Origin of the sequence: Kitasatospora sp. NPDC092039, assembly GCF_044756065.1 — a bacterium.
GTDB lineage: Bacteria > Actinomycetota > Actinomycetes > Streptomycetales > Streptomycetaceae > Kitasatospora.
This window is the reverse complement of record NZ_JBIVSD010000003.1, coordinates 165,420-187,990: the sequence shown is the minus strand read 5'-3', so window position 1 is coordinate 187,990 and position 22,571 is coordinate 165,420. Positions and strand designations below refer to the sequence as shown.

At 74.5% G+C, this 22,571-nt stretch carries 17 protein-coding genes, 1 tRNA gene and 1 riboswitch; of the genes, 11 read left to right on the top strand and 7 right to left on the bottom strand.

Going from position 1 to position 22,571, the window contains the following annotated elements; all coding sequences use genetic code 11:
- Positions 1–239 precede the first annotated feature (239 nt).
- From ACIQI7_RS07130 to ACIQI7_RS07120, 3 genes are all read left to right on the top strand, one after another.
- Positions 240–1,370, top strand: coding sequence for an LPXTG cell wall anchor domain-containing protein (locus tag ACIQI7_RS07130; RefSeq protein ID WP_401105951.1), 1,131 nt, complete (start codon positions 240–242; stop codon positions 1,368–1,370).
- Between the two features lie 340 nt (positions 1,371–1,710).
- The gene (locus tag ACIQI7_RS07125) at positions 1,711–2,952 is read left to right on the top strand and encodes a hypothetical protein (protein ID WP_401105950.1); all 1,242 of its coding nucleotides are present in this window, start codon (positions 1,711–1,713) and stop codon (positions 2,950–2,952) included.
- Between the two features lie 88 nt (positions 2,953–3,040).
- Positions 3,041–3,826: a MerR family transcriptional regulator gene (locus ACIQI7_RS07120; RefSeq protein WP_401105948.1), complete on the top strand. Its 786-nt coding sequence runs from the start codon at positions 3,041–3,043 to the stop codon at positions 3,824–3,826.
- An 81-nt stretch (positions 3,827–3,907) separates the two neighbouring features.
- Here ACIQI7_RS07120 and ACIQI7_RS07115 read toward each other — a convergent pair whose 3' ends face one another.
- Positions 3,908–5,077, bottom strand: coding sequence for a helix-turn-helix domain-containing protein (locus tag ACIQI7_RS07115; RefSeq protein WP_401105946.1), 1,170 nt, complete (start codon positions 5,075–5,077; stop codon positions 3,908–3,910).
- A 233-nt stretch (positions 5,078–5,310) separates the two neighbouring features.
- Between ACIQI7_RS07115 and ACIQI7_RS07110 the strand changes: the two genes are divergently transcribed.
- The 3 genes from ACIQI7_RS07110 (at position 5,311) to ACIQI7_RS07100 (ending at position 8,893) form a co-directional block, all read left to right on the top strand.
- Positions 5,311–5,988: an RNA polymerase sigma factor gene (locus ACIQI7_RS07110; protein WP_401105944.1), complete on the top strand. Its 678-nt coding sequence runs from the start codon at positions 5,311–5,313 to the stop codon at positions 5,986–5,988.
- Complete coding sequence (locus ACIQI7_RS07105) at positions 5,985–7,424, top strand: hypothetical protein (RefSeq protein WP_401105942.1); 1,440 nt, start codon at positions 5,985–5,987, stop codon at positions 7,422–7,424. Before ACIQI7_RS07110 ends, ACIQI7_RS07105 begins: the two co-directional genes overlap by 4 nt.
- A 254-nt stretch (positions 7,425–7,678) precedes the next feature.
- A complete protein-coding gene (locus tag ACIQI7_RS07100; protein ID WP_401105941.1) occupies positions 7,679–8,893 on the top strand; it encodes a hypothetical protein in 1,215 nt (404 codons plus the stop codon).
- A 69-nt stretch (positions 8,894–8,962) separates the two neighbouring features.
- On the opposite strand, the gene ACIQI7_RS07095 is transcribed toward ACIQI7_RS07100, so the two are convergent.
- Complete coding sequence (locus ACIQI7_RS07095) at positions 8,963–10,462, bottom strand: aminopeptidase P family protein (protein WP_401105939.1); 1,500 nt, start codon at positions 10,460–10,462, stop codon at positions 8,963–8,965.
- 126 nt (positions 10,463–10,588) lie between these two features.
- The gene (locus tag ACIQI7_RS07090; protein WP_401105937.1) at positions 10,589–12,040 is read right to left on the bottom strand and encodes a PP2C family protein-serine/threonine phosphatase; all 1,452 of its coding nucleotides are present in this window, start codon (positions 12,038–12,040) and stop codon (positions 10,589–10,591) included.
- A 615-nt stretch (positions 12,041–12,655) separates the two neighbouring features.
- Between ACIQI7_RS07090 and ACIQI7_RS07085 the strand changes: the two genes are divergently transcribed.
- Positions 12,656–13,291 (top strand): bifunctional DNA primase/polymerase, encoded by a 636-nt coding sequence (locus tag ACIQI7_RS07085; RefSeq protein WP_387752217.1) that lies wholly within the window; start codon positions 12,656–12,658, stop codon positions 13,289–13,291.
- A gap of 216 nt (positions 13,292–13,507) precedes the next feature.
- Here the strand turns inward: ACIQI7_RS07085 and ACIQI7_RS07080 are convergent, their stop codons facing one another.
- The 4 genes from ACIQI7_RS07080 to ACIQI7_RS07065 all read right to left on the bottom strand — a co-directional run bounded on the left by ACIQI7_RS07080 (position 13,508) and on the right by ACIQI7_RS07065 (position 17,743).
- Positions 13,508–14,491: a DUF5926 family protein gene (locus ACIQI7_RS07080; protein ID WP_401105934.1), complete on the bottom strand. Its 984-nt coding sequence runs from the start codon at positions 14,489–14,491 to the stop codon at positions 13,508–13,510.
- A gap of 69 nt (positions 14,492–14,560) precedes the next feature.
- Positions 14,561–15,145, bottom strand: a complete 585-nt coding sequence (locus ACIQI7_RS07075) for an ATP-binding protein (protein ID WP_401105932.1) — start codon at positions 15,143–15,145, stop codon at positions 14,561–14,563.
- 241 nt (positions 15,146–15,386) lie between these two features.
- A complete protein-coding gene (locus tag ACIQI7_RS07070) occupies positions 15,387–16,211 on the bottom strand; it encodes a glycerophosphodiester phosphodiesterase (protein ID WP_401105931.1) in 825 nt (274 codons plus the stop codon).
- Between the two features lie 113 nt (positions 16,212–16,324).
- A complete protein-coding gene (locus ACIQI7_RS07065; RefSeq protein ID WP_401105929.1) occupies positions 16,325–17,743 on the bottom strand; it encodes a purine-cytosine permease family protein in 1,419 nt (472 codons plus the stop codon).
- Positions 17,736–17,880: riboswitch (TPP riboswitch) on the bottom strand. It overlaps the preceding gene by 8 nt.
- A 414-nt stretch (positions 17,881–18,294) precedes the next feature.
- On the opposite strand from ACIQI7_RS07065, the gene ACIQI7_RS07060 reads away from it, so the two are divergent.
- The 4 genes from ACIQI7_RS07060 to ACIQI7_RS07045 all read left to right on the top strand — a co-directional run bounded on the left by ACIQI7_RS07060 (position 18,295) and on the right by ACIQI7_RS07045 (position 22,411).
- A complete protein-coding gene (locus ACIQI7_RS07060) occupies positions 18,295–20,007 on the top strand; it encodes a S1C family serine protease (RefSeq protein WP_401106877.1) in 1,713 nt (570 codons plus the stop codon).
- Between the two features lie 63 nt (positions 20,008–20,070).
- Positions 20,071–20,158: transfer RNA gene (locus tag ACIQI7_RS07055), tRNA-Ser, on the top strand.
- Between the two features lie 128 nt (positions 20,159–20,286).
- On the top strand, positions 20,287–21,114 hold the full coding sequence (locus ACIQI7_RS07050; RefSeq protein WP_401105927.1) for a MerR family transcriptional regulator: 828 nt from the start codon (positions 20,287–20,289) through the stop codon (positions 21,112–21,114).
- A 46-nt stretch (positions 21,115–21,160) separates the two neighbouring features.
- Complete coding sequence (locus ACIQI7_RS07045; protein WP_401105925.1) at positions 21,161–22,411, top strand: MFS transporter; 1,251 nt, start codon at positions 21,161–21,163, stop codon at positions 22,409–22,411.
- Positions 22,412–22,571: the final 160 nt, after the last annotated feature.

Sequence of the window (22,571 nt, the reverse complement as noted above, 5' to 3'; positions counted from 1 at the left end):
CCGCCGGACGTCACCCGCCGGCGGTCCTCCGGTGTGGAGCAAAAGCCGTACGGAGTGCCAGAGTTGGACGATTCGGACAGGTCTGCCCCGGGTCCGGGGCGAAGCGTGCCACCCGCCTTCCGGACCGGTCCGATCGTTCGGTACTCTCCGTCGGACTTTCAGCTTCGCGGGGGGTACGCGGCGTCTGCGGCCGCCCCCTCGCGCCCGGGCCTCGCCCGGACTCTTCCGTGAGGTCTCCCTTGTCCATACGTCGCAGTCTCTCCCTTGCCGGGGCCGCCGCGCTCGCGTCCTCGCTCGTGCTGGCCGGCGCCCAGGGCGCCATGGCCGTCGGCGCCACCGGCACCCCGTCCGCCGTCGCGTCCCAGGCCGACAAGGCGTCGCACGCCGGGCTCGACCTCTCGCTGAACGGCGTGCCCGGCACCTTCATCGCCGGCGGTGACGCCCGCGAGTTCACCTTCAAGATCGACAACCGGACGAAGCACGACTTCGTCTTCATCCCGCTGCTCAAGTTCAAGAACAAGGCGGGCTCGCTCCAGGCCAAGGACCTCAAGGTCCAGTACCGGCTCCCCGGCGGCGAGTGGCAGACCGCGGTGGTCGCCCCCGACCAGAGCGGGGAGAAGAACAACTCCGTCCTGATGATGCTCGGCACCCTCGACGCGAGCGGCAACCCGGTCGCCGACGACCTGCTCGGGGTGAACCGCGGCAAGAACGTCCCGATCAAGGTCCGGGCGTCCTTCGCCGACGGTGCCCCGCTCGGCCGGGCCGGCGTCGTCCCGGTCGTCTTCGCCGCCCAGCTCGACGACTCCAGCCACCAGCCGGTCGACAACGGCCACCTCAGCTGCGACGGCGGCGTGGGCTTCGTCATCAAGGCGGCCGGCGGCAAGCCGACCCCGACGCCCACCTCGTCGCACACCGGCAAGCCCAGCCCCACGCCGACCCCGACCCAGACGGGCAAGCCGTCCCCGACCGCGAGCGGCTCCCCGTCGGCCACCGCGACCGCGACCGCGACCGCCACGCCGACCGGGCAGCCGACCGGCAGCCCGACCGGGAAGCCCACCGAGAAGCCGACCACCCCGGCCACCGGTGAGCCGTCCGGCTCGGCCACCGCCCCGGCCCCGGCCGAGAGCAGCGGCGACACCGCGGGCCCGATCGACTTCCCGGTGGAGCCCCCGGTCATCACCCCGCCGCCGCTGACCCCTGCCGCCGTCGACAAGGCCAAGGCCGCCGCGGACGGCAGCGACAAGGCGCTGGCCCAGACCGGTGGCGGTGACAACACCACCGCCATCGCGGCCACCGGTGCCGCCGTGCTGGTGGCCGGTGTCGGCACCCTCGTGGTGCTGCGCCGCCGCAAGTCCGCCCAGCAGGGCTGAGCCGAAGCGCGTCGCCCCGGGGCGCGCCGAGCGTGAGACGCGCCCGCTGAGGAGCGCGCCGTCTCCGGGACGCCGCCCCGGGAGGGCCGGGCCACGGCTGCCGCCGACCCGACCCGGGCGGCGTTCCCGAGCGTCCCGAGTGTTCCCGAGCGTCCCGAGTGTTCCCGAGCGTTCCCAGACCTCCCCAGCGCCGCCCCGAAGCGTCTCCGGAGCGTCTCCGGAGCCTTCCCCGTGCCGCCCGCCCCGTCCCGTCGGACGGATCCGCGGGCGGCACGGCCGGTTCTCCTCCGTCACATAGGATGTCCGGCCGGAGGGGGGCGGAACGGCGGGGAGAGGACAGGTGCGGACAGCGCGCACGGCACGGGCCACCACCGACTACGAGGCGTCGACCGGGCGGATCGCCGGACTGCCGCTGCGCAGGCACCACGTCCTGCTGGCCGCCTGGACGGTGCTCTGGTTCCTCCTGGTCGAGCCCAGCGGCGGCTTCTCCTGGCACTACCTGCGCCAGGGCGAGCAGCTGCTCTTCAGCGGCCAGTCCGACGGCGGCCTGTCGCTCTACGCCCACCACCCGGAGCTCCAGATCGGCCCGGTGAGCCTGGCCGCGGCCCGGCTCACCGCCCCGTTCGCCCCGCACACCGGCGAGCTGGTCGCCGAGGCGGTGAGCGCCGGGCTGGGCCTGGTGATGCTGGTCCTGGTCGGCCGCACCGCCGCCCTGTACTACCTCGGCACCGGGACCAACCACCGACGGCTCCAGCAGCGGCTGCTGATCGCCGGGCTGGCGTTCATCCCGATGTGGGTCGAGGTCTCGGTCCGCTTCGCGCACCTGGACGACGTCCTCGCGCTGTTCTTCACCACCCTCGCCGCGCACGCCCTGGCCCGCGGCAAGCCCGTCCAGGTCGCGGTCTTCCTGGCGCTGGCGGTGGACTCCAAGCCCTGGGCGATCGCCTTCGCCCCGCTGCTCCTGGCGCTGCCCCGGCCCGCCTGGCTGCGCACCGCGCTCTGGTTCTGCGCCCTGGTGGCGATCGCCTGGCTGCCGTTCTACCTGGGCAACCTGGACACCATGGCGGCCGCCAAGTTCACCATCCCGAACCAGCCCGCCTCCGCGCTGCGCTGGTTCGGGGTCACCGACCCGGCCACCCCCTGGTGGGACCGGCCGGCCCAGTTCGCGCTCGGCATCGGGCTCGGCTGCGCCGCCGTATGGCGCGGCCGCTGGCCGGCCGTGGTGCTGCTGGGCGCGGACGCCCGCATCCTGCTCGACCCGAGCGTCTACACCTACTACACGGCCTCGATCCTGCTCGGCACCCTGCTCTGGGACGCGGTCGGGCAGAAGCGGCTCGTCCCGTGGTGGAGCTGGATCGCGCTGGCCTCGCTGTACGGCGGCACGCTGTTCCTGCCGTCCGACGCGGCCCGGGGCTTCGTCCGGCTCGCCTTCGTGGTGCTCTCCGCCGGGTACGTGCTGTTCTGGCCCACCCGGCGGCCCCGTCGGCGGCCCGGCGCCCCGGGTGACGGCGGCGGCGGTGGCCGCCGGGACGCCAGAGCTGCCCGGCGGCGCGAGCGGACGCCGGCCGGCGCCGGGGTCTGAGGCGGGCGCGCGCCCGTTCCCGTTCACCGCTTGACCCTCACGCGACGTGAGAGCCGAGGGTGGTGGTCAGCACCAGGGAGGAACTCCGATGACCAGTGAGGGCTACTCGGTCGGCGCCGTGGCGAAGATCGCCAAGGTGACCGTCCGCACCCTGCACCACTACGACGAGATCGGCCTGCTGTCCCCGGCCGGCCGTACCCGGTCCGGCTACCGCCGGTACGTGGACGCCGACCTCGACCGGCTGCAGCAGATCCTCTTCTACCGCGAACTCGGGTTCCCCCTGGACGAGATCGCGGCGATCCTGGACGACGACTCGGTCAGCCCGACCGAACACCTCCGGCGGCAGCACCGGCTGCTGACCGACCGGATCAGTCACCTCCAGGAACTCGCCTCAGCCGTCGAACACGCCATGGAGGCACGGAGAATGGGCATTCAGCTGACCCCGGAGGAGAAGTTCGAGATCTTCGGCGAGGACTACCAGGAGGAGTGGGAGCAGGAGGCCGAGCAGCGCTGGGGCGACACCGAGGCCTGGGCCGAGTCGCAGCGCCGCACCGGCGGCTACTCCAAGGCCGACTGGCAGCGCATCCAGGTCGAGACGACGGAGCTCAACGACCGTCTGGCCGCGGCGGTCACCGCCGGCGAGCCCGCCGACGGCACGGTGGCCGCGGACCTGGCCGAGGAGCACCGGCAGCACATCTGCCGGAACTTCTACGACTGCACGTTCACCATCCACCGCGGCCTGGCCTCCCTGTACGTCTCGGACGCGCGCTGGACCGACACCTACGAGAAGATCGCGCCGGGCCTGGCCCAGTGGCTGCACGACGCCATCGTCGCGAACGCGGACCGGCGCGAGGAGAAGAGCGAGGGGCAGTAGGCCCCGCGCTCGGGCCACCCGCGCTCAGGGCCTGCGCCCAGGCCACCTGCGCTCAGGCCACCGCACGCCGAGGGTCCGCGCTCAGGCCACCCCGCGCCCGAAGGAGCGCCGGTAGGCGGTCGGGGAGGTGCGCATCACCCGGCCGAAGTGGTGGCGGAAGGTCGCCGCGCTCTCGAAGCCGACCGCCGCGGCGATCTCCTCCACCGACCCCTCCGGCGACTCCAGCAGCGCCAGACTGGCCGCGATGCGCTGGGTGACCACCCAGCGCATCGGGCTGGTCCCGTTGCGGGCGGTGAAGTGCCGCAGGTACGAGCGGTCCGACATCCGGGCGGCGCCGGCCAGTTGCGAGATGGTCAGCGGGGACGACAGGTGGTCCAGCGCCCACTGCATGCTGCGGGCGACCCCGTCGTCCTCCTCCTCGACCGGGCGGACCGCCGCCTCGACGAACTGGGCCTGCCCGCCGTCCCGGTGCGGGGCCACCACGAAGCGGCGGGCCACCGTGTTGGCCACCCTGGCGCCGTGGTCCCGGCGGACCAGGTGCAGGCAGAGGTCGATGCCGGCCGCGCTGCCCGCGCTGGTCAGCACGTCTCCGTTGTCCACGTACAGCACGTCCGGGTTGACCAGCACCGCCGGGTAGCGCTGCTGGAGCAGCTCGGCGTACCGCCAGTGGGTGGTCGCCTCCCGGCCGTCCAGCAACCCGGCGGCGGCCAGCGCGAAGGCGCCCGAGCAGATCGACACGATCCGGGCGCCGCGTCCGTGCGCGGTGCGCAGCGCCTGGACCAGGGCGGGGGAGACGCCCGCCCCCACACCGCCGAACGCGTTCGGCACCCCGGGGACCACCACGGTGTCGGCCGCCGCCAGCTCGTCCAGCCCGTGCCGGGCGGTCAGCGCGAAGCCGCCCACCGCCTCCAGTTCCGTCCCGGGCCGGTCGGCGCACACCTTCAGCCCGTACCAGGGCGCCGCCAGCAGGCCGGTCAGCTCCGGCCGGGCCAGCCCGAAGGCCTCGACCACCACGCCGAGTTCGAACGGTGCCATGCCCGGGAAGGCGTACACCGCGACATCGTGCACGGGCTCCGGGCGCCGGCCGATGGCGACGGCCACCGGCCGCGACCCGACGGCGGTGCCGCCGGCCGCGACCCTGCCCGCGGCCTGGACGGTCGGAGCCGTACCGGCGTCCGTACCGGTCGGAGCCGGCCCGGCGGCCGGACCGGTGCCGGCCCCGACCGGACCGTCGACGTTCTGCTCGGCCATGCGAACCCCCTGCTCACGGGTGGCGGAATGCCGGTGAGTGTAGCCGTCCCGGCCACCTCGGAACTTTCCTCGAACCCGCCCGCAACCTCCACCGCCGTCAGACGTCCTCGGAACGGGGGCGGAGGGAGCCCGGCAGCGGACGGCTGGGATGATCCCCCCGATCACGATCTTGATCAGGTGACCTGACGGAACGGCGGCAGCCGTCACCGTCCCGGGGGAAAGCGGAAACGCAGATGTCCATGGCCATCGGGCCGACCGCCGCGCAGTCAGGGGCTCGCGGCTTCTCCATCCGAGGAGTGGTCGCCGCGCTGTTCGGTGCGCAGGAGGCGGGCGAACCGCTCGCCGCCGTCGTCACCGAGCAGGAGGCGAAGCAGCGCCGCTCCGGGTTCCGGCTGCTGCGCGGCGGCCGCAGGCCGGCCGAGGACCGGCCCACCCTGACCGACCTCTACCACGCCCACCGGCTCGGCCTGGTCCGGATGGCGGTCCTGCTGGTCGACCACCAGGACCTGGCCGAGGACGTCGTCCAGGACGCCTTCACCCAGCTCTACCAGCGCCACGGCGAGGAACTGGACGACCTCGACAACGCGCTCGGCTACCTGCGCACCTCGGTGGTCAACGGCGCCCGCTCCATGCTGCGCCGCCGTAGGACCGCTCGCGAGTACGTGCCGCCGCACGTGGCCGACGCCCCGTCCGCCGAGGACCACGCGGTGCTCAACGACGAGCACCGCCGGGTGCTGGTTGCGCTGCAGGAGTTGACCCCCCGCCAGCGCGAGGTGCTGGTGCTGCGCTACTGGTCCGACATGTCGGAGGCGCAGATAGCCGAGACCCTGGGACTGTCCCGGGGCGCCGTGAAGTCCACCGCCAGCCGCGCTCTGGACGCCTTGGAAAAGCACCTGGAGAAGGTTCGATGACCGACAAGCTCCCCGGCCGCACCGGCGGCGACGGCGACGGACCGGCCGGGACACCGACCGAACGGCTGCTCCGCGAGGCGATGACGGCCCGGGCCTCCCTGGTCACGGCGACCGGGCTGCGTCCGCCCGCGCCCCCGAAGAGCCGGGTCCGCCGGCTGCGCCCGGTGTACGCCGTCACCCTGCCGCTCGGCCTGGCCGCGGCCGTGGCGGTCGGCGTGCTCACCTTCCACGGCGATCCGGTCGCCCAGGACGAGGTCCCGCCCCCGGCGGCCACCCTGACCACCTCGCCGAGCCCGACGCCCGAGCCGACCGGCACCCCCAGCGCGACGGCCGCCCCGACCGACCCGGGCACCCCCACCGGCGAGGCCCCCCGGACCGAGGCCCCGCTCGCCGACGGCGGCAGCCCGTCGTCCACCTCCTCCGGAGGCGCGGCGGGTTCGTCCAGCCTCCGGGGCGTCAGGTTCAAGGTCCCGGCGGGCTGGAAGGCCGTGCCGGTCTCGGCCGACCGGGTCTGCGTCCTGAGCCCGGGCGCGCCGACGGACCCGCAGCAGGGCTGGTCGCAGTCGACCTGCGAGCCGTACGGCGTCCTGGTCGTGGCCTACGACAGCCCGGCCGAACTCGAAGGCGGCGCCTGGCCGACGATGACCGACGTGACCGGCTCCGGGAGCTGGGGCCGCCGGTCGAACTGCCCGCTCTGGGGCCGTCCCTACGTCGCCGAGAACGGCTACGCCTCGGTCGGCGACCCCGCGCGGACCAGGTCCACGGTGGCCGGCAAGGCGGTCGACAAGGTCCAGTGGAACGTCACCTGCAAGCCCGGCGACACCTTCACGGCCCAGCTGTGGGGGATGGGCGGGGAACAGGTCTTCGTGTTGGCGAACGGGCTGAAGAGCGACTACCAGTCGGGCCTGACGGCGATCGTCAACAGCCTGGACGTGAGCGGCCACCGGTCGCCGGGCCTGTCCTCGGCCGAGCAGGCCGCGAAGGACCTCTCCATCACGGTCGAGGGAGGCATCGGAGCCGGGCAGAAGGTGTCCACCGACGGCACCCCGGTGACCTTCACGGTGACGTACCGGAACACCGGCCAGAAGACCTACCCGCAGCTCCAGCCGCTGGTCTACACGACGGAGTACGCCGGTACGCCGCCGAACGTCGTGCTCCCGATGAACAAGGGCAAGCTGGAGCGCCAGGACGGCGGCGGCTGGACGGAGATCCCGCTCTCGATGGGCGGCGGCATGGACTACGCGGTGGTGAGCGGCAAGGCCCGGTTCCCGCTCGCACCGGGTGAGACCAGGAAGGTGACGTACCGGATGGCCCTCGACCCGGTGGACGGGCCGGGGACGATGCCGGTGGCCGTCCAGCTGACGCTGCCGTACGACGGGACCGCGCCGCTGGCCGCGCTGAAGGAGCTGACCGTCCCGGTGACGGTCGTGAAGTAGCCGTCCCAGGCGGGCCTTCGAGGCGCCGAGGCCGGGGGTTTCCCCTGGTCACGGCGCCTTTCGGCGTTCCGGGGAAGTCCGCGGAAAAAACTTCGGACCCACCTGCAACCCCCCGGTGGGATGGACGTCTATCAGGGTGAGAGGCGGGGAGAGCGAGCCGGCGGAGCCGGGGGGCTCGGGCCGGCTCCTCGGGGCGCGACAGCAGGCGCCCGACCACTCCGATCACCATCACCGTGTCCTTGGGGGACTGTCACATGAACGCGTCCGTTATCGCCCGTATTGCGAAGATCGTCCCGCTGGCCGTCGTGGCCGCCGTCGGTGCCGCCGCCTGCGGTCCGACGAACGGCGGGGCGTCCGTCGCCGCCCCGGCTCCCGCCCCCACCCCCGCGGCCACCTCGTCGGCCACCCCCGGCGCGGGCTCCGTCCCGACCTCCCCGGTCACGACCGCCCCGGCCGCGCCCACCACCGAGGCGGCGCCGTCCACCGCCGCGCCGTCCACCGCCGCGCCGACCGCCGCCGCGCCGGCCGCGAAGACCGGGGCCGGGCCCGTCGCGAAGAGCGCGGCCGGGCCCGTCGCCAAGACCGGGGCCAAGCCCGCCACCGACAGCACCGCCAAGCCCGGTGGCATCGGGATCACCTTCAACGGCCTGCGGGAGGGCCAGCGGATCCAGGTGGGCGACACGGTCTCGTTCTCGGTGACCTGGAGGAACGACGACGCCTCCGGCAGCCGCGCGGTGGCGCCGGTGGTGGCGACGCGGCAGTACGAGGGCGCGCCGTGCCGGCTGGTGCTCTCGACGGCGCGGGGCACGCTGGAGCGCAAGGACGCCTCCGGCTGGAAGACCCTGCCCGGGCTGAGCCAGGGCGGCGGGATGGACTACGCGGGCAGCGGCGACGACGCGGCCTTCACCCTGGCCGCGGGCGAGAGCCGGACCGTCGAGTACCGGATGGTGCTCGACGTGGCCGACCGCCCGGGCAGCCTCGCCGTCGAGGCGGACGCCCCGGCCCCGCACGACAAGTCCTACCGGGACATGGCGAAGAGCGTGGTGACCACGAAGGTCGTCGACGCCCACCGCCCGGTGGTGGACGCGGTGTCCGAGCCGTCCCTCCTGGTCTACGGCGGCGCCCCGACCGAGTTCTCCTACACGCTCTCCTCGCCGGACGGCGTCACCCGGATGCACCCGTCGGTGTTCCTGTCCGCCCGGAACAGCGAGGGGCTGTCCGAGTCGGACGTCACGGTGCAGACGAAGGTCGGCGGGGAGTGGAAGACCCTCACGACGGTCCAGGACTGCAACGGCCGGGTCGGGGTGGAGCCGACCGGGCTGGCGGACCTCCTCCCGGGCAGCTCGGTCCGGTACACGTTCCGGGTCGCGGTGGCGCGGCACGCCGGACCGATGGCCATCGAGGTCGGCGGGGTGGCCGCCGGCCACCACGGCGTGGACTCCCTGGTCCAGCCCTACAGCCAGGGCTGAGCCCGGGGCGGAGCCGAAGGGCCCGGCCTCCCACCGCTCGGGAGGCCGGGCCCTGCGCGGTGCCGGGGCTCAGGCGAGCGAGGCCATCCAGGCCTCGACGTCCTCGGCGCGGCGGGGCAGGCCGGCCGAGAGGTTCTCGTTGCCGTCGGCGGTGACCAGGATGTCGTCCTCGATCCGGACGCCGATGCCGCGGTACTCCTCCGGTACGGTCAGGTCGTCCTGCTGGAAGTACAGGCCGGGCTCGACGGTCAGCACCATGCCGGGGACCAGCAGCGCGTCGACGTGCTCCTCGCGGCGCGAGTGGGCGCAGTCGTGGACGTCCAGGCCGAGCATGTGGCCGGTGCCGTGCAGGGTCCAGCGGCGCTGGAGGCCGAGCTCCAGGACCTTCTCGACGTCGTACACCGAGGCGTCCAGCAGGCCCCAGGCGAGCAGCCGCTCGGCGAGGACGCGCTGCGAGGCCTCGTGGAAGTCGCGGAACCGGGCGCCGGGCTTCACCGCGGCGATGCCGGCCTCCTGGGCCTCGTAGACCGCGTCGTAGATCCGGCGCTGGATCCCGGTGAACCGGCCGTCGATCGGCAGGCTGCGGGTGACGTCGGCGGTGTACAGGGTGCTGGTCTCGACGCCCGCGTCCAGCAGCAGCAGCTCGCCGGGGCGCACGTCGCCGTCGTTGCGCACCCAGTGCAGGGTGGTGGCGTGCGGGCCGGCCGCGGCGATGGTGCCGTAGCCGACGTCGTTGCCCTCGACCCGGGCGCGGCGCCAGAAGGTGCCCTCGATCCAGCGCTCCGAGGTGGCGACGGCCTGGCCCAGCTCGCGGACCACGTCGGTGAAGCCCTTGACGGTGGCGTCGCAGGCGGCGCGCAGCTCGCCGATCTCCCACTCGTCCTTGACCAGCCGCAGGCCGCTCAGGAACTCCTTGAACTCGGCGTCCTTGTCGGCGTCCAGGGCGTCGGCGAGCGCGGCCTCCAGGCCGGCGTCGTAGCCGCGGACGATCCGGGTCGGCACGGCGGAGTCCGCCGCCTTGGCGGCCAGCTCCTCGGCGGCCTTGCGCACGTCGCGGGCGGGCAGGCCGAGCAGCTGCTCCTGCTCGCTCAGGCTGTGCCGGCGGCCGACCCACAGCTCGCCGTAGCCGTCGAGCCAGAACTCGCCGTTCTCGCGGTTCGAGCGGGGCAGCAGGTAGAGCGTGAACTCGTGGCCGGCCGCGCCGGTCGGCTCGCCGACCAGCACCGCGTCCTCGGTCCGGTCGCCCGTGAGGTGGACGTACTCGCTGGAGGCGCGGAAGGCGTAGTCGGTGTCGTTGGAGCGCACCCGCAGGTTGCCGGCCGGGACGACCAGGCGCTCGCCGGGGAAGGCGGCGGAGAGCTTGGCGCGGCGCTCGGCCGCGTACGGGGCCTGGGCGACCGGGGTGAGGCCGTGCAGCTCGGTGTCGGCCCAGCCGGACTTCATCGAGGCGGCCAGCTCGTCGGAGATCTCGCCGTAGAGACCGTTCTTGCGGCCCTTGAACTGCTCAGGCTCCTCGCCGCCCTCGGCCTCGGGGTTCTCGGCCACCGCGGGGGTACGGTCCTCGGTCACGTGCAACGCCTCCTTGGGGGGTGGTACCGCCGCCCCTCGGGGGAGGTGTCGGATCGCGACACGCGCGGGCGGCCGTGCGTCCATGGTACGGACGACCGGCCGCCCGGTTGTTCCGGGATCGAACCGTCACTCGAAGCGGGCCGCCAGCAGCATCAGGTCGTCGGTGGCCGCGCCCCCGGCCTCCGGGTCCGGGCAGACGGCCAGCAGGTGGGCGCAGAGCCGGTCCGGATCGATCCGCACGTCGCGCGGGGCGTCGGCGGCGGCCCGGCGCAGGTTGGCCTGGCCGGCGTGCAGGGTCGGGCCGCAGCGGCGGGCCAGGCCCTCGGTGTACAGCAGCAGGGTGTCGCCGCGCTCGGCGGTGAACTCCACCCCGGGGGCCTCCCAGCAGGCCAGCATGCCGAGCGGGGCGGAGAGCGAGGTCTCCACGAACTCGGCGCCGTGCCGGCCGACCAGGACGGGCGGGCAGTGCCCGGCGCCGGCCAGGGTGATCCGGCGCTCCTCGGGTTCGAGCCAGGCGTAGACGGCGGTGGCGGTGCGGGTCGGCTCGGTGGTCTTGAGCAGCAGTTCCAGGTCCCCCAGGACGGAGACCGGGTCCTCGCCCTCCAGCACCGCGTACGCCCGCAGCGCGGCCCGGATCCGGCCCATCGCGGCGGCCGCGCCGGGGGCGGAGCCGGGGCCCGCGCCGGGGCCGTCGCCGGAGACGGAGCCGACGGTGAGGCCGATGGTGCCGTCCGGCAGCGGGATCGCGTCGTACCAGTCGCTGCCGCAGGAGCGCTCCAGGCCGGCCGGGACGAGCCGGGCGGCCAGCCGCAGCCCGGCGGCCCGGGGGAGCCGGTCCGGCAGCAGGCCGCGGCGCAGCGCCTCGGTGGTGCGCGAGATCCGGTCCGCCTCCAGCTGCTTGGCGAGCAGCGGGGCGGCGATCTCGCAGTAGTGGCGGGCCAGCTCGCGCCGGCAGGCGGTCGGTTCGGCGGGCTCGTCGTAGAACCAGAGGGCGGCGGCGAGCGGGCCGTCCTCGACGGTGGCGAGCGGCAGGCCGTAGGCGCCGCCGAGGCCGAGGTGGACGGCGAGTTCGCGCAGCCGGGCGCCGGTGGTCGGGTCCTCGGCGAGATCGCGGGAGTGCAGTTGGGCGGGCCGGTCCCGTTCGCGCAGCAGCCGGGCCAGCATGCTCTGCTCGGTCGGGACGGTCTCCAGGGCGCCGAGGCTGGCGCGGTCGAGGCCGAAGCCGACCGGCTGTCCGGGTCCGCCGCCGGGCTGCCTGGTGACCAGGACGCCGCGGCGGGCGCCGAGCAGGGCGGCGCCGGAGGCGAGGACGGTGTCCAGGACGGCGGCCAGTCCGCGGGCGCGGACGAGCCGCTCGGTGTGCTCGTGCAGGCTGGTGATATCGGACAGGCGTCCGGCCAAACGGTCCTGCACCGCGGTGGACGGCTCCGCGCGGGCGTCCGGCGTGCCGTCCGGGGCGTCGACGGGGCCGGGCAGGCCCGGCGGGTCGAGGACGGTGAGCCCGCCTGCGCAGCCGGGTTCGCCCGGCTCGGCGGTCGTCGTCGGGGGGAGGGCCGCCGACGGGTGGGACTCGTTCATGCCGTCACTCCTGACGCGGTGCTACGTGCCATGCGAAACCCCCAGATGCGGCCAATGTGGAGCGAGCACGGCCTAAGGGCGTGTTTCGCCTCGATTCGCTACTACTCGTCATTGATCGACAGCAATGCCACCACTTCTACACAGGCCATTCGGGGCATGTCCAGATCCAGGACGACGCGGTGGCCGGTTCCACATCGCTCGCGCCCCGGTCAGGGGGCGTGCGGGGTCCGTGCGCGCGCCGGGTGGGCGGGAGGCATGGAGCGGGCCGCGAACGGGCAGAACCGGGAGGACGGACCGGGCGGCCGTCCGGATCGTATGTCCGTGCCGCCCGCGAGCCGCGCCGGCCGGAACACTCTCACTCGTACGGTGGAACCAAGCGCGCCCGGGCGGCGTCCATCCGGTCGCGTACGGGATTCTCGTTCCAAGGGCTGGGCCGGTGTTCGGCCCTTTCATGTCGTGCTCCACACCTGCTCCACGTCGTAGCCGCGCCGCCCGTCCTGCCGCCCGCCCCGCTTCGCGCAGTCCGGGGCCCGCCGCGGCGGGCCCGCACGGAGGATCCCGACGGACGCCGGCGGAGCGGAGCGAACCGAGCGGTCAGGGAAAGGAACGAGCGCCATGCGTGAGAACCCGAAGGACCGGTCGGAGGAGCGTTCCGCCCGGCTGACCGCGGCCCTGGCGGCCGCCGTGGACCACCGCTGGCCCGTGGTGCCGGGCACCGTGCTGCGCGACGGCCGCTGCTCCTGTGGCGACCCGGACTGCACCGTCCCCGGCGCGCACCCGCACGACCCCTCGCTGCTGGCCGCCACCACGGACGCCCGGATGGTGCGCTGGTGGTGGGAGCGGCAGAGCCCGGACGCGCCGGTGCTGGCCGCCACCGGCTCCACCGTCTCGGCGGTCAGCCTGCCCGCGGCGGCCGGCGCCCGGGCGCTGGGCTACCTGGGCGCGCTGCGGCTGCCGCTCGGGCCGGTGCTGGCGATGCCGGGCCGCTACGCGCTGCTGGTGGCGCCGTACTCGCTGGACGTGCTCGGCGAGATGCTCGCCCAACTCCCCTGGGTGCCGGGATCGTTGCGCTACCACGGGGCGGGCGGCTTCCTGCCGCTGCCGCCCGGCGGGGCGGCCGGCCGGGTGCGCTGGGTGATGGCGCCGCGACCGGGCGTCGGCGGCGGGGTCTGGCTGCCGCAGGTCGGGCCGCTGCTGGGGGAGTTGGTGGAGGCGACGGTCCGGCTCGATCGCGGACGTCCGGCCTACTGAGGATCACCGGAACGGGGCGGACGCCGGAGCCGTTCACCGGGGCGCCCCGGAAAAACAAAAGATCCGACCGCTGGCGACGGGGGATGCACCAGCGGCCGGACTCTTTAGACAGTAACAAGGATCTGCGCCCGCGCCAATTTCCAAGACGCCCTCCACGCCCGGAAATTGCGCGTTCACCGCGACAATGTGACGCGTATCACGCGGATCCCGCGCGCTTTAGTTCAAGGTGACCTGACGGTTCACCAGGTTCGCGCGGGCGCGCCGCTCTTCGGCGCTCAGCGGCGTTCCGTCGGCGAGCACCGCGGCGAGCCGCTCGGCGAACTCGGCGGCCGGCTTCTCGCAGTCGGCGGCGGTCATCGCGAGCGGCAGGTCCCACACCGGGACGGTCAGGCCGTGGGCGCGGAAGGAGCCCACCAGGCGGGTGTCCGCGCCGAGCGAGGCCTCGCCGGCCGCGTTCAGCCGGGCCAGCGCGTCCAGCAGCCGCTCCTCGGGCACGGTCATCACCCAGCGCAGGTGGTTCTTGTCCGGGGTGCCGCACCAGTAGGCGGCGTCCACACCGGCGAGCTTCTCGGTCGGGATGGCCGAGGCGTTGGCGCGCTCCAGGGAGGCGGCGACCTCACCGGTGGAGGCCTCGGCGTCCTCCAGCCAGAACTCGAAGCCGGTGTGCACGGTGGGCGCGAACGCCGCGGTGGTGTCCAGCAGGTCCTGCAGTCGGCGCCCGCCCGGGACGGTCCGGCGGGCCGGCACCGGGCTGCCCGGCTCGGTGGCCAGGGCCAGCTCCAGGGCGTCCGCGAGGTCGCGGCTGAGGTCGCCGGAGGCGGACTGGGTCTGCAGGCCGAGCAGGATCGAGCCGTCCTGGCGGCGCAGGGCCGGCCAGGCCAGCGGCAGCACGGTGGCCAGGGTCACCGACGGGACGTCACCGGTCGCGCCCTCGGCCACCCCGGCGGCCAGCGTCAGCGGCGCCGTGGCGGCGGGCACCAGCTCGCGCAGGGCCACCCAGTCCGCCTCGCCCGGCAGGCCCTCGAACGGGCGGTGCACCAGCTCCTGCACCGCGTGCGAGGCCTCCCGGCCGTGACACGCCTTGTACCGGCGGCCCGAGCCGCAGGGGCAGTCCTCGCGGGCCCCGACCACGGGGACCTCGCCCGTGACGGCGGTGGTGGACTGGCGCTGCGGCGCCTTCTTGGCGGCCTTCTTGCCCATGCTGCGGCTCTCCCGGGAACGGTGGTCCTGTGTCCCGGGAAGCCTAACGACACATTCCCCGAGCCCGGCTCACGCGCTACGGGCATCGCCTCCGGTGCGCCGGGCGTGCCGGGCCCGGGCGGGCAGCGCCGCCCAGACCGTGACCTCGCCGGGGGCGTCGCGCACGCCCCAGTCGCTGGCCAGCTGGTCGACGATGCCCAGGCCGCGGCCGCCGCGCGAGGTCAGCGAGGGACTGGCGGGCAGCGGCCGGGTGGCCGCCCCGCCGTCCGTGACCTCCAGGGTGAGCACCCCGTCGGCGTGCATCTGCCAGCGGACCAGCACCCCGCCGTCCGGCTCGTCCGAGCCGTCGGCGGGCTTCCGGCCGCCCTGCGCGGAGTGCGGCCCGGACGGGACGCCGACCAGCACCTGCCCGAGTACCTCGGCCCGGGCGCTGCGGCCCAGGGCCGACAGCGGTCCGAGCGGGCGGGCGTACCGACAGGCGTTGCTCAACAGCTCGGAAAGGATCAGAACAGCATCATCGATGACCGGTTCCGGTATCTGCCGGTCACCCAGATCTCGACGCAGTCGGCGCCGTGCGACCCCGACACTCGCTGGGCCGTGCGGCACTGCCATGGTCGATGAAGTCGGCACTTCACGCGCCACCATCAACGCCACCCCCGGACCTCCTTCAGCGTATGCCGAGGGAGAGATGCCCCTTGGTAATGCGTCGGAAACGAGCACCGGACGATCCCGCGGGCCCATTTCGGGCGGGACGCCCGACGGTCGACATCAGGTCATTCCCCGCTCACCCTGCGTCGCCCGGGCGCAAGAATTCCGGCAATATCGCGCGGGGAAGGTTTGACTGCCGACCAGAGTGACCGGATCGGCGGGCTACCGCGATCGGTGCGTCGGCGGATCACCGGCCGAGCTGCGCCAACACCTCCGCGGGCCGGTTGGTGATGATCGCGGACACCCCGAGTTCCAGGCAGAGCTCGACGTCGGCCGGGTCGTCCACCGTCCACACGTGCACCTCGTGCCCCAGCTCGCGCAGCCGGGTCACCAGCTGCGGGCGGGCCCGCACCAGCTCGATGCCCGGGCCGGCGATCCGTGCCCCGCCCGGCAGCGGCGAGCCCGGCCGCAGCCGTCCGAGCAGCGGCATGGTCCGCTCGAACAGGAAGACCCGCCGGTACTCCGGTGCGGTGGCGGCCACCCGGCTCAGCGCGACCGAGGAGAAGCTCATGATCCGGGCGGACGGGCGGTCGCCGTCCCGGGTCGCGCCGATCTTGAAGCGCTCCAGCGTCCGCAGCAGCTCGGTCTCCACCCGGCCCCGGAAGCGCACCGGGTGCTTGGTCTCGATCGCCAGGTCCACCGGGCGGCCGCACTCCACCACCAGCTCCAGCAGCCGCTCCAGCCGCAGCACGCCGCGCAGCTCCGGGTCGGTGCTGGGGCGGCCGGTCTTCCAGGCGCCGAAGTCGTACGCCTCCAGCTCGGCGAGGGTCATGGCCGAGACGGTGCCCCGGCCGTTGGAGACCCGGCCGATCCGGCGGTCGTGGACGCAGACCAGCGCGCCGTCGGCGGTGACCCGGACGTCGCACTCCAGCGCGTCCGCGCCCTCGTCGAGCGCGCGCCGGTAGGCCGCGAGGGTGTGCTCGGGCAGGGCGTGGGAGGAACCGCGGTGGGCGATCACCTGGACGGGCGGCACGGTGCGCGCCGTCGTCGAGGACAGGTCTGGGCTGGTCACGGGCCCAACGATAGGCGGCGGAGGTGAAGCGCGGACGAAGCCGGCCCCAACCTGTGGGGCCGTCTTCGTCCGCTCGGTGCCGGGCGGTTCCGTTCAGTGCCCGGTGGTTCCGTTCAGCGCCCGGCGGTGCGGCGGCCGAGCGGGGTGAGCGCCCAGGTGACCAGCGCCGGCACCACGAAGGCGAACAGCGAGGCCGAGGTCCACTCCTGCGGGCTGAAGTGCAGCGCCTCCCGGGCGGAGGTCCAGAAGTCCGTCCACCAGTCGGCCACCCGGGTCGGCGCGATGAGCTGGTAGACCGCGAAGCCCAGCGCCCACGGCAGCAGCATCAGCCAGCGGGACGGCGCGTCGGCGGAGAGGTTCCAGCCGCGCCGGCCGGCGCCGAGGAAGTAGTCCACCGCGAGCACCGCCAGCAGCGGTACGAACACCGAGCCGATCAGGCCGAGGAAGCCGTAGTAGGTGTCGGTGAACTCGTCGATCTGCAGCGCCAGCACGGTGGTCAGCGCGCCGATCGCCCCGGAGAGCACCCGGCGGTCGACCTTCGGCAGCAGGTTCTGCACCGACATCGCGGTCGAGTACACGTTGGCGAAGGACTGGTCGGTCTCGCGCAGCACCAGCACCAGCAGGAACAGCCAGCCGGCCCACACGCCGAGGAAGGAGTCGAAGATCCGGTTCGGGTCGCCGTCCGACTGCAGCAGCGCCATCAGGCCGAGCACGTAGCACCAGACCTGGGCGATCGTGTAGCCGGAGAAGCTGCCCCAGAACGCCGAGCGCGGGGTGCGCGAGTGCCGGGTGTAGTCGGCGGCCAGCGGGACGAAGGAGACCGACACCGCGATCATCGCGTCGGTGGCGCCCAGGAAGCCGTGCCAGTTGCCCGCGCCCGGGTCCGGCACGCCCTGGCGGCCCAGCTGGACGGTGAAGTACACCATCGCCACCGCGACCGCCCCGGCCACGAAGCGGCGCAGCACCGCGATCGAGCCCAGCGGCCAGATGGTCAGCGCGGTGGTCAGCGCGCCCGCGAGCAGGACGAACAGCCAGCGGTAGCCGGTGGTGTGCGCGACGGTCTGGGCGCCCGCCGAGATGGTCAGCAGCTCGAACACGCCCCAGCCGACGCACTGGACGATGTTCAGCACCGTCGGCAGGTACGACAGCCGGGTGCCGAACAGCCCGCGCAGGTTCGCCATCGCGGGGGCGCCGGTCCGGGCGCCGATCAGCGAGGCCACGCCGAGCATCGCGGTGCCGACCGCCGTGCCGACCGTGATCGCGGTCACCGCGGCGGCCAGCGACAGCTCGCTGCCGGGGGCGCCGAGCACGGTGGCGGCGGTGGAGAAGCCGATCAGGCTGACGCCCAGGTTCATCCAGAGCGCGAAGTGGTCCCGGAAGCGCAGCGTGCGCGGCGGCTCGGTGTCCAGGACCAGGGGCGCTTCGACGTGGTCGGGGCGCTCCAGGACGGCGGTCGCGCCGGGAGCCGGGGTGTCCGGACCGGAAGCGGGGGCGTTCGCGCCCGAAGAAGAGGATGGCGAAGCAGGCGGCATGGCCGATACTCCCTACGCCGGCATTACCCGGACAGGTTCCGGCGGTCAGCGCCCCCTCGAACGGCCGTCACTCGTGTGGCGTACGGTCGACATGCGCACTCTCAGCCTGGTGGGTCCAAGCTCCCGCGTGTCAGTTTGGAGCGACAGGCTAACCGGCACGGGGGCGAACACCCAAGGCCGAGGGCGTGCGGTCCGCATCGCGGGACGCCCGGCGGGGAGGGGAGCCTCGGCCGTCGGTACCGGCGTCGGTACCGGCGTCGGTGCTGGTTCCGGTGTCCGTACCGGGTCGGTTCCGGTGTCCGTACCGGGTCGGTTCCGGCGCCGGTGTCGGTGCCGGCTAAGGATTCTTATGAGTTCTTCAGAGGGGTCCTTACGGCAAACGAATCGACAGTGCGAAAAACTATGGTCCTTGGTTCTGCCAGCTATGGAGGTCGTCCGTGAGCACCGAGCGCGAGGTTGGGCCCACCGGGCCGCAGGGGGAGCAGCCCGCAGGCCTGGGGGCGGCCGAGTCCGCTTCCGAGGGCCCCGCTCAGGGCGGGCACAAGCCGACCATGGCCTTCCGGCGGGTGCCGGAGCCGGAGGCGGGCGCGGCCGGGGCCGCTGCCGTCGAGGCGGCTCCGCCCGTCGACGCCGGGTCGGCCGAGGGCGTCCCGGCGCCGGGTGTTCCGGCGGACGCGGGCCAGGCGGAGGGCGGCCACAAGCCCACCGTCGCCTTCACCAAGGTGTCCGCGCCGCAGGCCCCGGCCGCACCCGTGGCCGCCGCCGGGGAGCCGGCCGTCGACCCGGCCACCGGGTACATCGACGCGCCGCCGCCCGTCCTGCTGCCCGCCCCGCAGGCTCCGGCGGCCCCGGCCGCCGCCGCGCCCGCCGCCCCGGCGCTGCCGCCGGCCGGCAACCCGTACGCCACCCCGACCCACGGCGTCCCCGCCGCCGGTCCGCACGAGGGGTACGGCGCCGCCCCGGCCGTTCCCGCCGCCCCCGCCGCGCACGGCCACCACCCTTTCGGGGCCGGCCAGCCGCTCGGCGGCTGGGGACCCCACGACTCCGCCTCCGGCGGCGCGGGCTACCCCGGCGGCCCGGCGGGCCCGCTCGGCTACCCGGCGGACCACTCCGGCGCTCCGGGCAGCCCCGGCGGCCCGCGCAAGAAGCGCGGCGGCCTGGTCGCGCTGATGACGGCCGTCGCGCTGGTCGCCGGTGTGGCCGGCGGCGTGCTCGGCGTGACCGTCGCCGACCGCTCCGACAGCGTCGGCTCCGCGAACGACCACCGCAGCACCACCGTCCAGGCCAGCGACACCCAGAAGAACGAGCCCGCCCCCGGCTCGATCGCCGCCATCGCGCAGAAGGCGCTGCCCAGCGTCGTCACCATCAAGGCGCAGGGCAACGGCGAGTCGGGCACCGGCACCGGCTTCGTCTTCGACACCGAGGGCCACATCCTCACCAACAACCACGTGGTCGCGCCGACCCTCAACGGCGGCAAACTGACCGTCAAGTTCGCCGACGGCAGCTCCTACGGCGCCTCCGTGCTGGGCCACGCCGAGGGCTACGACGTCGCCGTGATCAAGATCGACAACCCGCCCAAGAGCAAGCTGGCCCCGCTGCCGCTGGCCGACTCCGACAAGGTCAACGTCGGCGACGCCACCGTCGCGATCGGCGCGCCGTACGGCCTGGAGTCCACCGTCACCAGCGGCATCATCAGCGCCAAGGACCGCCCGGTGGCCTCCGGCGACGAGACCGGCTCGCAGGCCTCGTACATGAACGCCCTCCAGACCGACGCCTCGATCAACCCCGGCAACTCCGGCGGCCCGCTGCTCGACTCCGGCGGCGCGGTGATCGGCATCAACTCGGCGATCCAGTCCAACGCCTCGTCCAACGGCCGGGCCGGCAGCATCGGCCTCGGCTTCGCCATCCCGATCAACCAGGCCAAGTGGGTCGCGGACACCCTGATCAAGACCGGCAAGCCGGTCTACGCCAAGCTCGACGTGCTGCGCAACGACGACTACAAGGGCGACGGCGCGCAGATCCAGACCAAGGACATCCAGGGCCAGCCCGCCGTCACCCCCGGCGGCGCGGCGGACAAGGCCGGCCTCAAGCCGGGCGACGTCATCACCAAGCTCGGCGGCGTCCCGATCGACAACGGCCCCGCCCTGGTCAGCCGGATCTGGACGCACAAGCCCGGCGAGACCGTCGACGTCGAGTACACCCGCAACGGCCAGACCTTCAACACCAAGGTCACGCTGGCCGAGCGGGTCGGCGACCAGCCGTGACCCCCGCCGGTGCCCAAACGTGTGCGCCGAACCCCGCCGGACCCGTTAGGCTGACCTCCGCCTGGAGAGCTGCCCGAGCGGCCTAAGGGAACAGTCTTGAAAACTGTCGTGCGGTGACCCCGTACCGTGGGTTCGAATCCCACGCTCTCCGCCGGTAGGGAACCACCTGCTCAGGGCGGGTGCCGACATCGTTCGGCACCCGCCCTCGGTGTTTCCCGGGGGGCGGCGGGCGGTCGGGGTTGACCCTGACACGGTGGCAGGGGGTGGAGTGGTCGCACCATGTTGAACATCGGAGACTTCGCCAGCCACGGCCGGGTGTCGGTGCGGATGCTGCGCCACTACGACGCGATCGGGCTGCTGCGGCCGGCCCGGGTGGACCCGGTCAGCGGGTACCGCTCGTACGAGGCGTCCCAACTCGCCCGGCTCAACCGGGTGATCGCGCTCAAGGAGCTCGGCTTCACCCTCCAGCAGGTCCGGGACGTCCTGGACGAGCGGGTGGACGCGGCCGAACTGCGCGGGATGCTGCGGCTGCGGCGGGCCCAGCTCGCCGAGGCGATCGCGGCCGACGAGCTGCGGCTGGCCCGGGTGGAGGCGAGGCTCCGGACGATCGAGAGCGAGGGGACCATGTCCGCGCAGGATGTCGTGGTGAAGCCGGTGCCGTCCGTCCGGGTGGCCCAACTGGCCGGTGTGGCCGCGAGTTACGAGCCGGAGGACATCGGACCGGTGATCGGGCCGCTATTCGCCGAGCTGTGCCGGCGGCTGGCCGCGGCCGGGGTCGAGGCGGCCGGCCCGTCCGTCGCCCACTACCGGGACGCGCCGGAGGGCGGCGGCTCGGTGCTGGTGCTGGCCGCCGTCCCGGTCGGCCCGGCGGTGCGGCCGGACGGGCACGACTTCGAGGTGCTCGACCTGCCGCCGATCGAGGCGGCGGCGACCATCGTGCACCGCGGTGCGATGGACGAAGTGCTGGGCACCGTACAGGAGTTGGCCCGGTTCATCGACGAGAACGGCTACCGCTCGGCCGGCTACGCCCGGGAGCTGTACCTGGAGTGCCCGGACGACCTGGCGGGGTGGGTCACCGAGATCCAGGAGCCGGTGGCCCGGCGGTAGCCGCGTTTTGCCCTCGACCTGGTCGAGGGCCCTAGCGTCGCCCGGCATGACCACCGCCACCGGCTCCCGTTCCAGCACCGCCACCGGCACCACCGCCGGTTCCGGCGCTCCGACCTCGGCGGCGCTGCCCCGGACGTACCTGTGCTGGCTGGCCGGCGTCCAGACCGGACTGCTGGGCGACGCCGCGCTGTACTTCGCCCTCGGCTGGGCCGCTTCCGCGCACGGCGGCGGCGCGGCCGGGCTGGTCCTGACGGCGGTCACGGTGCCGCGCACCGCGCTGGTCCTGCTGGGCGGCGCGGTCGCGGACCGGTTCGGCGCCCGGCGGGTGATGCTCGTCGGGGACACGGTGATGCTGGTCGCGACCGTCGCGCTGGCGCTGGTGGCGGCCGACCGGGGGACGCCGCTGTGGCTGCTGGTCGCGGCGGCGGCCGTGATCGGCACGGTCGACGCCTTCCACCTTCCGGCGAGCGGTTCGATGCCGCGCCGGCTGGTGCCCGCCGACCGGCTGCCCCGGGCACTCGCCCTGCGGCAGGCCGGCGGGCAGAGCGCCGTCCTGCTCGGGGCGCCGCTGGGCGGTCTGCTGGTCGCGGTCGGCGGGCTGTCCGGTGCGGCGCTGGCGGACGCGGTCAGCTTCGGGGTCGTGCTGCTGGTCCTGCTGCGGGTGCGGCCCCGGGAGGACGAGCCGTCCGGTCCGTCGGCCGGTCTGCTGCGCGAGGCGGCCTCCGGCGTCCGGCTCGCCCTCGCCGACCCGCTGCTGCGGGCCGCGCTGCTGCTCACCGGTGCTGCGGCCGGGGCGCTGCTGCCGGTGGTGTCGCTGCTCGGCCCGCTGCTCGCCCGGGCCCACGGCTGGACGGCCGGGCCGGCGGGACTGGTCAGCGCCGGGCAGGCGGCCGGGGTGCTGGCGGTGGCCGCCCTGGTCGCCCGGCGCGGTGCGCTGCCCCGGGCCGGCGTGGGGGCGGCGGCCGGGCTCTGTACGGCGTCGGCGGGGACCGCGCTGCTGGCGCTGGCCGCGGGACCGGTGGCGGCGGTGGCCGGCAGTGCGGTGGCGGGCCTCGGCTCGGGGCTCTTCGCCTGCCACCTCGGCCCGCTGGTGATGACCGGTGCGCCGACGACCCATCTCTCCCGGATCCAGGCCCTATTGACGCTGGTGCAGGGCCTGGCCCTGGTGCTCTCGAACGCCCTGCTGGGGCTGCTCGCGGACACGGCGGGCGCCACCCTGCCCACCCTGCTCTGCGCCCTCGCCACCGCCGCCGCAGGCCTCACCGCCCTGGCCGCCCCGGCCCTCCGCCGGGCCTGAGCCCACCGGGCATCCCGCTCGTGCGGCAGCGCCCCCAGCCCGTCCGCCGTGCGGCTCCTCCCTGCCGCTCTGGCGGTGCCGCCCCCTCCAGCCCGTTCGCCCCTCCTTCCCTGCCTCCAGTCCGTCCGCCTCCCTTTCCCCGCCCGCCCCGGGGCCCACT

Excerpts from the sequence above, each read along its gene's own strand:
- ACIQI7_RS07120 (WP_401105948.1), top strand. The coding sequence starts at position 3,041 with ATGACCAGTGAGGGCTACTCGGTCGGCGCCGTGGCGAAGATCGCCAAG.
- ACIQI7_RS07115 (WP_401105946.1), bottom strand. The coding sequence starts at position 5,077 with ATGGCCGAGCAGAACGTCGACGGTCCGGTCGGGGCCGGCACCGGTCCG.
- ACIQI7_RS07110 (WP_401105944.1), top strand. The coding sequence starts at position 5,311 with ATGTCCATGGCCATCGGGCCGACCGCCGCGCAGTCAGGGGCTCGCGGC.
- ACIQI7_RS07105 (WP_401105942.1), top strand. The coding sequence starts at position 5,985 with ATGACCGACAAGCTCCCCGGCCGCACCGGCGGCGACGGCGACGGACCG.
- ACIQI7_RS07100 (WP_401105941.1), top strand. The coding sequence starts at position 7,679 with ATGAACGCGTCCGTTATCGCCCGTATTGCGAAGATCGTCCCGCTGGCC.
- ACIQI7_RS07090 (WP_401105937.1), bottom strand. The coding sequence starts at position 12,040 with ATGAACGAGTCCCACCCGTCGGCGGCCCTCCCCCCGACGACGACCGCC.
- ACIQI7_RS07085 (WP_387752217.1), top strand. The coding sequence starts at position 12,656 with ATGCGTGAGAACCCGAAGGACCGGTCGGAGGAGCGTTCCGCCCGGCTG.
- ACIQI7_RS07080 (WP_401105934.1), bottom strand. The coding sequence starts at position 14,491 with ATGGGCAAGAAGGCCGCCAAGAAGGCGCCGCAGCGCCAGTCCACCACC.
- ACIQI7_RS07065 (WP_401105929.1), bottom strand. The coding sequence starts at position 17,743 with ATGCCGCCTGCTTCGCCATCCTCTTCTTCGGGCGCGAACGCCCCCGCT.
- ACIQI7_RS07060 (WP_401106877.1), top strand. The coding sequence starts at position 18,295 with ATGGCCTTCCGGCGGGTGCCGGAGCCGGAGGCGGGCGCGGCCGGGGCC.
- ACIQI7_RS07050 (WP_401105927.1), top strand. The coding sequence starts at position 20,287 with ATGTTGAACATCGGAGACTTCGCCAGCCACGGCCGGGTGTCGGTGCGG.
- ACIQI7_RS07045 (WP_401105925.1), top strand. The coding sequence starts at position 21,161 with ATGACCACCGCCACCGGCTCCCGTTCCAGCACCGCCACCGGCACCACC.